Consider the following 12592-nt stretch of genomic DNA (forward strand, 5'->3'; position numbering starts at 1 on the left):
TCTGCGGTAAAATCAGAATGTTTCGATCTCAGCGCGCAGCTGCTGTTCCCGCCAGGTGGCTGCATAGCGCCCGTCCATGGCCAGCAAGTCGTCGTGGCTCCCCTGTTCCACAACCCTTCCCGCTTCCAGCACCAGGATCAGGTCGCACTCCCGCAGGGCGGAGAGACGGTGGGATACGATGAGAACGGTCCGGTCACCGTAGTAGCCGGCCAGGCTCCCCAGAATCTCCTCTTCGGTGCGGGCATCGACGGCGGAGAGGGGGTCGTCCAGGATCAGGATGGCCGGGTCCTTGAGGAGCGCGCGGGCAATGGCCGCCCGCTGCTTCTGGCCGCCGGAGAGGGTTACCCCCCGTTCCCCCACCAGCGTGTCGTAGCCGTCGGGGAAACGGTGCACGTCGTTCTCCAGGCTGGCGAGGCGGGCGGCCGTGGCTATCTCTCCCGCCCCCGCCCCTTCCTTGCCGTAGCCGATATTGTCGCCGATGCTGCGGGAGAAGAGGAAGCTTTCCTGGGGGACGAAGCCGATGGCGTTCCGGAGGGTGACAAGGGGGATACGATTCACGTCGATGCCGTCGAGAAAAATCTGGCCGTCAGCCACCGGGTAGAGGCGGGGGATGAGCCGGACGAGGGAAGACTTGCCGCTCCCGACCGGCCCGGCTATGCCGACCTTCATGCCCGGTCTGATGGCCAGGGAAATATCCGCAAGAAACGGCTCCTCGCCATAGGAAAAGGCCAGATTTCGAAATTCGATTTCTCCCCGCAGCCGCTCCACCGGTGCCGGCTCTGCCGGGTCAGTGACCGTTCCACTTGCGTCCAGGACATGGTTCAGTCGCGACATGGATGCTGCCCCCCGCTGCATGAGGTTGAGGATCCACCCCATGACTATGGTTGGCCAGATGAGCATGGCGAGATAGCCGTTGAAGGCGACGAAGTCCCCCAGGGTGAGGGTTCCGGCGATGACACGACTGCCACCGAGGAAGAGGACGATGAGGGTGCCGAACGCCCCGGCGGAGGCCATGACGGGGATCATCCATCCCCGCAGTCTCGCCATCCCCATGTTGCTCTCCAGGTAGCGACCGTTGACCTCGCGGAACTCCTCGATCTGGGCGTCCTCCCGGCAGTACGCCCGGACCACGGTGGCGGCGGAGACGTTTTCCTCTACATGACTGGAGAGCCTTGCCAGCTCTTCCTGGGCCCGTTTCGAGCGCCGGAACATGGAAGCGCTGAGACGTTTTACGATCAGGATCATGAGGGGAAAGGGGATGATGGCGAAAGCGGTCAGGCTCGGGCTGAGGCGGACCATGAGGAAAAGGGCGGCCACGTAGATGATAACCGTGTTGATGACATTGAGGACGCCGAAGCCCATGAGCATCCGGACATTGGTCAGGTCATTGGTAAAGCGGGAAAGGATGTCTCCGGTCCGTTCCCGGCTGAAGTAGGGGAGATCGAGGGCGAGGAGCTTTGCGTAGAGCTCTTCGCGAAGCTGGAACTCGATGCGGCGGGCGGCGTGGAGGAGGGTCGTGCGGGAGAAGATGCGGATGGTCCCCTGGAGCAGGGCGGCGGCAATTATGAGTAGGGCGTAGTAGGCGGGAGAATGCGGCGCCTTCAGGGGGAACTGGAGCCCCTCTACCGCCAGTTTCATCAGCCAGGGGATGAGGAGGGCGCAGCTGTTGGTGCCGAGGAGGAAGAGCCCCCCCAGGAGGTAGGTCCCCCGGCGTGACCGCATGTAGCTGTAGAGTCTGGCAAGTTCGCTGATGGTCCGCTCCGTGTGTCCGTTGGCCTGCTTGTGCGACGGCACGTCCAGTTGTAATCCATTTGACCCCGCCCTGTCAAAGTCTTTGCCCGGCATCAATTCTCTTGTTGCCAATTTGTTACCGGAAGGGGTATAGTTCTCATGAGAACACCGGGAGGGTTATGGCGGGTATTTTTGTATCCGCTGTTTTACCATGACCCCGGCACGCCTAAATAGTTGTTGACAAATGAATTTCCGGTATGTTATTGGATTTTACTGTCATTAAATATTCAGGTGTAACCACCACAAAATAACCGGGTTATTATTTTCTATAATTTTAGCAATACTAAAAGAGCTGCCCAGAGCCGATAACCGCATCTTCCCGTCCCCAGGCGCCTGCCATCCTTCACCCGTCGCGCCCTGTCTCCACCTCCTTGCCGTCTATCGCCTGACCATCCATGGCTCCCCCCTGCTCCGGAACAGGAAAGGAGATTCAGTGAAAAACTCAAAAATGCACCTTTCCACCGAAACCATGAACCTCGGGTTCGTGCGGAAGGTGGAGGCGCTTTCCGGCAGTTCGGTGCGCCGCTGTTTCCAGTGCGGAAAATGCTCCGCCGGCTGTCCCATGCGCACCTTCATGGAGCACCCCCCCAACCGGATCGTGCGGCTGTTGCAGCTGGGGCAGTACGAGCGGGTGTTGGCAGGGCGTTCCATCTGGTACTGCGCCTCCTGCGAGACCTGCTCGACCCGGTGTCCCAACAAGGTGGACCTGGCTGCCATCATGGATGCCCTGAGAAAGCTCTCCTGGGACGCCGACGGTCCCTCCAAGGAGAGCCTGGTTCAGCTGGCCAACCGCCTCTTCATCGAAAACATCAAGACCTATGGCCGTCAGTACGAGATGCGACTGGCGGCGGCGTTCAACCTTCGGAGTGGTAAGCTGCTGAAGGACTTCATGCTGGGTCCCAAACTGCTCACCAAGGGTAAGCTGAAGATGTTCCACCAGAAGAACCGGAATATTTCCGAGATCGAGCGGATTTTCAGCCGCATCGAGGAAATGCGTAAAAAGGGAGAAGCGCCGTAGTGTGGGTTCCTCTGTGTCTTATGAGTCCTGTTTAGGACCAAGAGGACGTAGAGGACTCCTAGAAAAGCAATAAACCCGGAGAAACCATAAGTGCCGACAAAAAACCTGCTGAATTATTCTTACTACCCCGGCTGTTCCCTCCACGCCTCGGCCAAGGAGTATGACGAGTCCACGAAAGGGGTGTTCAGGGCCCTGCGGATCGGCTTGAAGGAAGTGCCCGACTGGTTCTGCTGCGGCGCCACTCCGGCCCACAACGTGGATGAGCTGTTGTCCCTCTCCCTCTGTGCCAAGAACCTCTCCCTCGCCGATAACGTGGAGGGGGACCTGGCGGTGGCCTGCGCCGCCTGTTTCTCCCGGCTCAAGACCACTCAGCACAAGCTGGCGGAGAACGACATCAAGCGTAAGCAGGTAGAGATCGCCATCGACGGAGCCATCTCCCTGGAGAAGCCGGTCAAGCATCTGCTGGAGATCCTGGCTAAGGACTACGGCCTGGACCGGCTCGCCGACGCGGTGAAAAAGCCGCTCACCGGCCTGAAGGTCGCCACCTACTACGGCTGCTTGCTGACCCGTCCGCCGGAGGTTCCCGAACTGGACTGCGTCGAGGCTCCCACAATCATGGAGAACGTCATCGCCGCCACCGGTGCGGAGCCAGTTGCCTGGAGCCACCGGCTGGAGTGCTGCGGGGCCAACTTCACCCTGTCGCGTCCCGGCGTGGTCCTCAATCTTTCCAACGAGATCCTCGCTTCGGCCAAGAGGGCCGGCGCCGACTGCATCATGGTCGCCTGCCCCCTCTGCCACGGCAACCTGGACATCCGCCAGCGGGAGATCGAAGAGGCCAACGGCACCCGCTACGACATGCCGGTGTTCTACATGACCCAGCTCCTCGGCCTGGCGGTAGGAGTGCCGGCGGGGAAACTGGGACTCGAAAGCATGATCGTCAACCCGCTGCCGCTTTTGCGGGAGAAACAACTGCTGTGAGTCAATTCAACGCAGAGAGACGCAGAGAAAAACTAAATTTTTGAGATTTCAGTGTAAATCCTCTTTCATCAGCGTTCTTCAGCGTTGAATAGATTTTTTTGGGGTTTTAAATGTCCAGAATCGGCGTATTTGTCTGCCATTGCGGTGAAAACATCTCCCGGACCGTGGATGTGGAGCGGGTCGCGGCGGAGATCGGGAAGCTCCCCGGGGTGGCGCTGGCCACCGACTACAAGTACATGTGCTCCGATCCGGGGCAGGGGCTCCTGAAAAAAGCCATTGCCGAGCACCGGCTGGACGGGCTCGTGGTTGCCGCCTGTTCTCCCCGCATGCACGAGAAGACGTTCCGCAATGCGGCGAAGGCCGCCGGGCTGAACCCGTTCCTTTGCGAGATGGCCAACATTCGCGAGCACTGCTCCTGGGTCCACGAGGACCGGGAGGAGGCGACCGCCAAGGCGATCGACATCGTACGGCTCATGGTGGAGCGGGTGAAGAAGGACAAGGCGCTCCAGCCGATAACCGTTCCCATTACCAAGCGGGCGCTCGTCATCGGCGGAGGCATCGCCGGCATCCAGGCGGCCCTGGATATCGCCGACTGCGGCCACCAGGTGCTCCTGGTGGAGCGGGAGCCCTCCATCGGCGGGCACATGGCCCAGCTCTCCGAGACCTTCCCCACCCTGGACTGCTCCCAGTGCATCATGACCCCCAAGATGGTGGACGTGGCCAACCACCCCAACATCACCCTGCACACCTGGTCCGAAATCGAGAACGTCGACGGCTATATCGGCAACTTTCAGGTCACCATCCGGAAAAAGGCCCGCTCCGTGGACATGGACAAGTGCACCGGCTGCGGCGTCTGCATGGCAAAGTGTCCCCAGAAGAAGATCAAGAGCACGTTCGACCGCGGCCTCGGCACCCGGCCGGCCATCTATGTCCCGTTCCCCCAGGCGGTTCCCAACACCCCGGTCATCGACCGGGAGAACTGCACGTACTTCAAGTCGGGCAAGTGCGGGGTCTGCGCCAAGGTCTGCGGTCCCGGCGCCGTCGACTATGACCAGCAGGACGAGCTGATCACCGAACCGGTGGGGGCCATCGTCGTCGCCACCGGATTCGAGCTCTATACCATCAACGAAAAACCGAAGGGCTCCCCCATCAAGGGGTATGGGGAGTTCGGCCACGGCACCATCCCCGATGTTATCGACGGGATGACCTTCGAGCGGCTCGCCTCGGCCAGCGGCCCCACCGGCGGCAAGATCCTCCGCCCTTCCGACGGCAGGGAGCCGAAGCAGGTGGTCTTTGTCCAGTGCGTCGGATCACGGGCACGGGAGAAGGGGATATCCTACTGCTCCAAGGTCTGCTGCATGTACACCGCCAAGCACACCATGCTCTACAAGCACAAGGTCCACGACGGACAGGCCTACGTCTTCTTCATGGACGCCCGTACCCCGGGAAAGAGCTACGACGAGTTCTGGCGCCGGGCGGTGGAGGAAGAGGAAGCGGTCTACATCCGCGGCATGGTCTCCCGCCTCTACCAGAAGGGAGACAAGATCGTGGTCATGGGGAGCGACATCTCCGTGGGGGTCCAGGTGGAGATCGAGGCGGACCTCGTGGTCCTCGCCACGGCGGTCCAGCCACGGCAAGGAGCCGATGCCTTGGCCCAGAAGCTCGGCATCTCCTACGACACGTACAATTTCTATTCCGAGGCCCACGCCAAGCTGAAGCCGGTGGAGTGCGCCACCGCCGGGATCTACCTCGCCGGCGCCTGCCAGGGACCGAAGGATATCCCGGATACCGTCTCCCAGGCCTCTGCCGCTGCGGCCAAGGTGATGACCCTGTTCTCCAGGGATCAGCTTGAACGGGAGCCGATCGTGGCGCGGGTCAACGAGAGAAACTGCGTCGCCTGCTTCTACTGCAAGAAGGTCTGCCCCTACGGCGCCGTGGAGGAGAAGGAGATCCGCGACCGGCAGGGGAACCTGGTACGGGTCGTGGCCTACGTCAACCCCGGCGTCTGCGGCGGCTGCGGTACCTGCCAGGCCACCTGCCCCTCCAAGTCCGTGGAGTTGGAGGGGTATACGGACGAGCAGGTCATGGCGATGATCGAGGCGCTGTGAACCATGAATTAAACGCAGAGAGACGCGGGAAAACCGATTTACGCAGTTGGGTCGGCAACGGCCTTGGTGCAAAACAGGCTATTTTTTAAAGTTTTCCCGTGTTAATCCATATAAATCCGCGTCCTTCTGTGTTGAATAAAAAGGGTTATTATGCACGAAACCAAAGAAAAACATGACTTCGAGCCCAAGATAGTTGCCTTTGTCTGCACTTGGTGCACCTATGCGGGGGCGGACCTGGCCGGGACGAGCCGGCTCCATTACCCGAGCAATGTCAGGGTCCTCAAGTTCCCCTGTACCGGGCGGATCGACCCTGTCTTCATCCTCCGTGCCTTCCAGCGGGGCGCTGACGGGGTGCTGGTCTCCGGCTGCCATCCCGGCGACTGCCACTACATGGCGGGGAATCTCCACGCCCGGCGCCGGTTCGCGGCTTTCCGGGGGCTCCTGGACTTCGTCGGGGTCGACCTGAACCGCCTCCAGTTCTCCTGGGTCTCGGCGGCCGAAGGGGGAAAGTGGGTGGAGGTGGTGACCGACCTGACGGAACGGATCCGTGCCATGGGGCCGATGGAAGAATTCAAGGCGCTGGAGACGGAGGAGTGCTGGTCGGGTGAGCTGAACAGTCCGGAACTGCAGGAAGCGTACAACAACATCTAGAAACAGGACGCGGATTACAGCGAAAAAGGCGGATTTTAAAATATCAGTATTGGCTTGATCCGCAGATATCCAATTTTTTCGCTTATTCCGCGTTCCATAAAAAGGTTTCGATTTCTATGAACAGTACGGCACAAAAATTAGAAACATCTACCCCCATCGACACCTCCTGCTATGCCGACGTCACCGATGCGATCCGGAAGGAAGCGGCCCGGATCCTGGCCGACGGGACGGTAACGGCGGTGGTGGGGTACAAGGCCGGCCGCCGGGCCGGAACCACCATGCCGGCCATCGTTACTGATCCGGCCGAGGCCGGCGGGCTGATCTTCTCCCCTGCCTGCGTCAACAACCTTGCCCTTTACCTCACCAAGGCGAAGAAGGACGTGGTCAAAAAGGGGCGTATCGCCATCGTCGCCAAGGGGTGCGACATGCGCGCACTGGCCGGCCTCATGGGTGAGTCCCAGATCAAACGGGAGGAGATATTCATCATCGGCGTGGTCTGCGCCGGGGTGAAGGGGAGCGGGGCCGTGAACAGCGAACCGCTCACCACCGGGAACCTCGCCCGGAAGTGCCGGGAATGCACCGTCCGCACCCCGGAGGGTGCCGACCTTGTTGCCGGGACCATGCCGTCACTGCCGGAACTGACGCCGGTGGAGGCCCTTGAGATGGCCCGACTGGAGGCGATGACCCCCGCGGAGCGCTGGGCGTTCTGGAAGGAGCAGTTTTCCCGCTGCGTGCGCTGCATGGCCTGTCGCCAGGTCTGCCCCTTCTGTTACTGCGAACAGTGCCTCTGTGACAAGAACCGCCCCCAGGCTGTGGAGAGCACTCCCCGGCCGGCAGGGAACATGGCCTGGCACATCGTCCGCGCCATGCACCTGGCGGGGCGCTGCGCCGGCTGCGCCGAGTGCGAGCGGGTCTGCCCCATGGAGATCCCCCTGAACCTCCTCAACCGGAAGATGGCACTGGAGATGAAGGAGCTGTACGGATTCGAGGCGGGACTAGCCCCCCAGGAAAAAGGGCCGCTGAGCAGTTATAAGGAAGACGACGACCAGAGTTTCATCAAGTAGCAAAACTCCTGACCGGAGCCCCATGGGTCCCATAGGTCTCACAGGTCCCATGGGACAAATCCTAAGCGAGATATTATGTCGAAAATGATTACCGAACAGAACCTCCGCCTCCTCATCGACACCCTCGTGAAAGAGGGCGCCCGGGTGGTTGGTCCCAGACAGGCCGGGGCCATGACCCTCTACGAACCGCTGACGAAGGGGGACGACCTAGTCCTGGACCAGCTGCCGCGCCGTTCCGCCAAGGAGGCGTTCTTCCCCGTCTGCGAGACCATCCTCTCCTTCGAGAGAAAAGAGGGGAAGACGACCGTGCAGGACGTGGATGTCTGCACCGTTCCGGAGACGGTGCTGATCGGTGCCCGCCCCTGCGATGCGGCGGCGCCGGGCATTCTCGATGCGGTCTTTTCCTGGGACTATAAGGATGAATTCTTCCTGGAGCGGCGGCGCCGGACTACCATTATCGGCCTTGCCTGCACGAAAGCCGACGACGCCTGCTTCTGCACGGCGGTGGGGCTTTCCCCTGCCGAGATGAAGGGAGCCGACCTCTTCCTGACGCCGCTGGAAGGTGGGGGATATGCCTGTGAGGCGCCGACGGAGAAGGGAGAGCGCCTCATGGCCCGTCACCCCCAGCTCTTTGACGATGCGGGCAACGCAAAACCCCTCCCCTTGGCGGAGCCGGCAGTGGAGAAGCTCGACCTGCAGAAGATCAAGGCATGGCTCGACGGCAACTTCGAGAGCCCCCTCTGGTACGGCATTGCCGACCGGTGCGCCGGCTGCGGCGCCTGCGCCTTCCTCTGTCCCGCCTGTCACTGTTTCGACATCAACGACGAGGGGACCGCCGACAAAGGAGAGCGCCGCAAACACTGGGACGCCTGCGGCTTCGGCAAGTTCACCAACCACGCCTCCGGCCACAATCCGCGGGACATCCAGAACAAGCGCTACCGCAACCGGATCATGCACAAGTTCAAATACTACGACGACAAGTTCGGCCAGACCCTCTGCACCGGCTGCGGCCGCTGCATCCGCCACTGCCCGGTCGGGATTGACATCTACGCGGTCATCGAAGAGATCAACAAGATGGGGGCCAGGGACCAGGGACCGGGGACCGGTAAAGACTAAGAAAGGACCAGGGTATCAAGGGAATTAGGATTGGTAAGGTTTTCCCGGTCCCCAATTCCCGGTCCCCGATCACGGATTTTATGTGCGACCACGGTAAAAACATCTACATGCCCCATCTCGCCACCATCGAGGCGATGCACGACGAGACCTCCGACATTCGGAGTTTCCGGCTGGTATTCCAGGACGAGCAGGTACGGGAGAACTTCACCTTCCGGGCCGGCCAGTTCGCCGAGTACTCCGCCTTCGGGGCCGGCGAGTCCACCTTCTGCATCGCCTCGTCCCCCACGAGGAAGGGGTACATCGAGTGCTGCTTCCGCTCCGTCGGGCGGGTGACCGACGCCCTCCGCTCTCTGGAGGTGGGGGACACCGTCGGCGTCCGCGGCCCCTACGGCAACTCCTTCCCCATCGAGGAGTTCTACGGGAAGAACCTGGTCTTCGTGGCCGGGGGGATCGCCCTGCCGCCGCTCCGGACGGTGATCTGGAACTGCCTGGACCTGCGGGACAAGTTCGGCGACATCACCATCGTCTACGGCGCCCGCTCGGAGGCGGACCTGGTCTACAAGCACGAACTGAAGGAGTGGGAGGAGCGGAGCGACGTGAACCTGGTCAAGACCGTGGATCCCGGCGGTAATGGCCCCACCTGGGACGGCAAGGTCGGCTTCGTGCCGACCATCCTGGAGGAGGCGGCCCCTGCTGCTGCCAACACCATCGCCCTGGTCTGCGGCCCCCCCATCATGATCAAGTTCACCCTTCCCGTACTGGAGAAGCTCGGCTTCGCCGACGAGGCGATCTACACCACCCTGGAGAACCGGATGAAGTGCGGTCTGGGGAAGTGCGGCCGCTGCAACGTGGGCAATGTCTACGTCTGCAAGGACGGGCCGGTCTTTACGGCGAAGCAGGTGAAGGCCATGCCCCAGGAGTTCTGAGCTTCACCGGGGGGTAGAGAAAATGGAGGGTCCGGCAGATTGCCGGGCCCTTTTTTGTAAAATCGCACTTTTTGACCTGGCTCAAAGAAAATATTCTGCAAGCTGCTAAGGTTGATGGCAGGATAGAGAGCAAGGGGATGCCCCGCCGGTAATTTTCGGGGGTATTGCCCATGGGAGGTGTGGTATGGAACTTGTTGTGGCCGTCATGGCGGGGATATGGTCGTTGTTCATCGCGCTGTCGTTCTGCCCGTTGCGACGGGAACGGTGAGAAACGACCGTTTTTTCTTGACCGTCCTGCTTCTCCGGTTATAGTGATGTCGGCTGAATTATTCCCGGTGTGGCAGGTGAATCCCGATGAAATGGCTTCTTCTTCTTTCCAGTTCCCTCTACCTGTTCGGCGGCTTCCGGCGGCCGTTCCTGATTGCCGGGCTGGCGGCCGAACTTGCCTACCTGGCCCTGCGCGCCCAGGAGTTGGGGCGGCTACCGCTGGTCGGACCCCACGATACCCTCGTCTTTTTCTCCGCCTCCATAGCTCTCATGGCGCTCCCCTTCCTCTTTGCCGCCCCCCTGCGGCAATCCGACCGGTTTAACTGGCTGACCGGCTTCACTGCGGCCCTCTTTGCCCTCCTAGCCCTTCCGTTCAGAAGCTTCAACATGCCGCTGCCGCCGATACTGGACATATTCTGGTTCGAACTCCACGTGGCGCTTGCCTTTTTCGCCTATGCCCTGTTCGCCATCGGTGCCCTGCTCGGAGGCCTGTTCCTGTCGCGGAACGAGCGGCCGCTCCTCGATCTCCAGTACCGGGCCGCGTTGGTGGGATACACGTTTTTCTCCGCCTCCATGGTGTCGGGGGGGATATGGGGGTACTACGCCTGGGGGACCTACTGGCTCTGGACCCCTAAGGAGCTCTGGACCTCCATCCTCTGGCTCTTCTATGCCCTCTACCTCCACATCCGGCTCAAAGGTCCCCAGTGGGAACGGGCCGTGGCCTGGGGGGGGATCGTCGGCTTCGGTGTGACCCTCTTCACCTATCTCGGGGTGAGCATGCTGATGAAGAGTTCCCACAGTTTCTGAAAAACCGCCGGGCCGATGCAAATAAAAAAAGGGAGCGACCAAATGGTCACTCCCTTTTTGTATGTTATACGTGGGTTCAGGAACGAGGATTTTACCCTTCTGGCAAGGCTGTCGAGGGTCCATGCGGAGGCGTACTGGAAGTACGCCGCACAAATGGGCACGAAGACTTACGCAGCCAGAGGGGTAAAAGACCGTTCCCCTGGCAGAATTACATCATGCCGCCCATTCCGCCCATTCCGCCCATGCCACCCGGCATTGCCGGCATAGCAGCTTCTTCCTTCGGTTTTTCGGCGATCATCGCCTCGGTGGTCAGCATCAGACCGGCGATGGAAGAAGCGTTCTGCAGTGCGCTGCGGGAGACCTTGGTCGGATCGATGATGCCGGCCTTGATCATGTCCACGTACTCGTCGTCGGCAGCATTGTAGCCGAAGGCGTCCTTGCCGTTCTTCACCTTGTCTACCACGATTGAACCATCGACGCCTGCGTTCTGGGCGATCTGGCGGATCGGCTCTTCCAGTGCGCGCTTGATGACGGTAACGCCGAACTGCTGCTCGGTGGGGAGGGAGAGCTTGTCGAGAGCCGACATGGCGCGGAGGTAGGCAACCCCGCCGCCGGGGACGATCCCTTCTTCGACGGCAGCGCGGGTGGCGTGCAGGGCGTCTTCCACGCGAGCCTTCTTCTCTTTCATCTCCACTTCGGTTGCTGCGCCGACCTTGATGACGGCAACGCCGCCGACCAGCTTGGCCAACCGCTCCTGGAGCTTTTCACGGTCGTAGTCGCTGGTGGTTTCCTCGATCTGGGCACGGATCTGCTTGACGCGGCCCTGGATGTCGGCTTCCGAACCGGCGCCGTCGATGATGGTGGTGTTGTCCTTGTCGATGGTGAGCTTCTTGGCGTTGCCAAGCATGTCCATGGTGGTGTTTTCAAGCTTGAAGCCGATCTCTTCGGAGATCACCTTGCCGCCGGTGAGGATGGCGATGTCTTCCAGCATGGCTTTGCGACGATCGCCGAAGCCGGGGGCCTTGACGGCGCAGATGTTGAGAACGCCGCGGAGCTTGTTGACCACCAGGGTAGCCAGTGCTTCGCCTTCGATGTCTTCGGCGATGATGAGGAGCGGGCGGCCGGACTTGGCGGTCTGCTCCAGTACCGGGAGCAGGTCCTTCATGTTGGAGATCTTCTTGTCGTGGATGAGGATGAGGGCGTTGTCCAGCTTCGCTTCCATCCGCTCCGGGTCGGTGACGAAGTAGGGGGAGAGGTAGCCGCGGTCGAACTGCATCCCTTCCACGGTCTCAAGGCTGGTTTCCATCGCCTTGGCTTCCTCGACGGTGATGACCCCTTCCTTGCCGACCTTCTCCATGGCCTGGGCGATGATGTCGCCGATGGTCTTGTCGTTGTTGGCGGAGATGGTGCCGACCTGAGCGATCTCTTTATGGTCTTTGATCGGCTTGGAGAGGCTCTTCAGCTCGCCCACGAGGGTTTCAACGGCCTGGTCGAGACCGCGCTTGATCTCCATCGGATTGTGGCCGGCAGCAACCAGCTTGGCTCCCTGGCGGTAGATGGCCTGGGCGAGGACGGTGGCGGTGGTGGTGCCGTCACCGGCAATGTCGGAAGTCTTGGAGGCCACTTCCTTTACCAGCTGAGCCCCCATGTTTTCGAATTTGTCTTCCAGCTCGATTTCCTTGGCGACGGTCACGCCGTCCTTGGTGATGAGGGGGGCACCGAAGGACTTGTCGATGACGACGTTGCGCCCTTTGGGGCCGAGGGTTACCTTGACGGCGTCGGCCAGGGTATTGACACCTTTCAGGATGGCGTTTCTGCCGTCCTGGTCGAATTTGATGATCTTAGCCATGTTGTACTATCCTCCTT

General features: G+C 61.1%; 10 protein-coding genes. 8 read left to right on the forward strand and 2 right to left on the reverse strand.

The genetic code is table 11. From position 1 onward, the window contains the following. Positions 1 to 12: 12 nt before the first annotated feature. Positions 13 to 1722 carry an ABC transporter ATP-binding protein gene (locus tag KI810_RS01965; RefSeq protein WP_214174689.1) on the reverse strand — a complete coding sequence of 570 codons (1710 nt, stop codon included), beginning with the start codon at positions 1720 to 1722 and terminating at the stop codon, positions 13 to 15. Between the two features lie 502 nt (positions 1723 to 2224). On the opposite strand from KI810_RS01965, the gene KI810_RS01970 reads away from it, so the two are divergent. The 8 genes from KI810_RS01970 (at position 2225) to KI810_RS02005 (ending at position 10726) form a co-directional block, all read left to right on the forward strand. After that, positions 2225 to 2809 (forward strand): 4Fe-4S dicluster domain-containing protein, encoded by a 585-nt coding sequence (locus KI810_RS01970; RefSeq protein ID WP_214173804.1) that lies wholly within the window; start codon positions 2225 to 2227, stop codon positions 2807 to 2809. Between the two features lie 90 nt (positions 2810 to 2899). Then, complete coding sequence (locus KI810_RS01975) at positions 2900 to 3787, forward strand: CoB--CoM heterodisulfide reductase iron-sulfur subunit B family protein (RefSeq protein ID WP_214173805.1); 888 nt, start codon at positions 2900 to 2902, stop codon at positions 3785 to 3787. A gap of 110 nt (positions 3788 to 3897) precedes the next feature. Beyond that, positions 3898 to 5895 (forward strand): CoB--CoM heterodisulfide reductase iron-sulfur subunit A family protein, encoded by a 1998-nt coding sequence (locus KI810_RS01980; protein ID WP_214173806.1) that lies wholly within the window; start codon positions 3898 to 3900, stop codon positions 5893 to 5895. A gap of 150 nt (positions 5896 to 6045) precedes the next feature. Then, entirely contained in the window at positions 6046 to 6546 is a 501-nt protein-coding gene (locus KI810_RS01985; protein ID WP_214173807.1) for a hydrogenase iron-sulfur subunit, read from the forward strand. Between the two features lie 116 nt (positions 6547 to 6662). Continuing rightward, positions 6663 to 7610 (forward strand): 4Fe-4S dicluster domain-containing protein, encoded by a 948-nt coding sequence (locus tag KI810_RS01990; protein ID WP_214173808.1) that lies wholly within the window; start codon positions 6663 to 6665, stop codon positions 7608 to 7610. A 75-nt stretch (positions 7611 to 7685) separates the two neighbouring features. Next, a complete protein-coding gene (locus KI810_RS01995; protein WP_214173809.1) occupies positions 7686 to 8726 on the forward strand; it encodes a 4Fe-4S dicluster domain-containing protein in 1041 nt (346 codons plus the stop codon). Positions 8727 to 8806: 80 nt separating this feature from the next. Further along, entirely contained in the window at positions 8807 to 9652 is an 846-nt protein-coding gene (locus KI810_RS02000; protein WP_214173810.1) for an FAD/NAD(P)-binding protein, read from the forward strand. 354 nt (positions 9653 to 10006) lie between these two features. After that, a complete protein-coding gene (locus tag KI810_RS02005; RefSeq protein WP_214173811.1) occupies positions 10007 to 10726 on the forward strand; it encodes a cytochrome c biogenesis protein in 720 nt (239 codons plus the stop codon). Between the two features lie 208 nt (positions 10727 to 10934). Here the strand turns inward: KI810_RS02005 and groL are convergent, their stop codons facing one another. Continuing rightward, positions 10935 to 12575: a chaperonin GroEL gene (gene groL / locus KI810_RS02010; RefSeq protein ID WP_214173812.1), complete on the reverse strand. Its 1641-nt coding sequence runs from the start codon at positions 12573 to 12575 to the stop codon at positions 10935 to 10937. Positions 12576 to 12592: the final 17 nt, after the last annotated feature.

Origin of the sequence: Geomobilimonas luticola, from assembly GCF_018476905.1 — a bacterium.
In the GTDB taxonomy this organism is placed as follows: domain Bacteria; phylum Desulfobacterota; class Desulfuromonadia; order Geobacterales; family Geobacteraceae; genus Geomobilimonas; species Geomobilimonas luticola.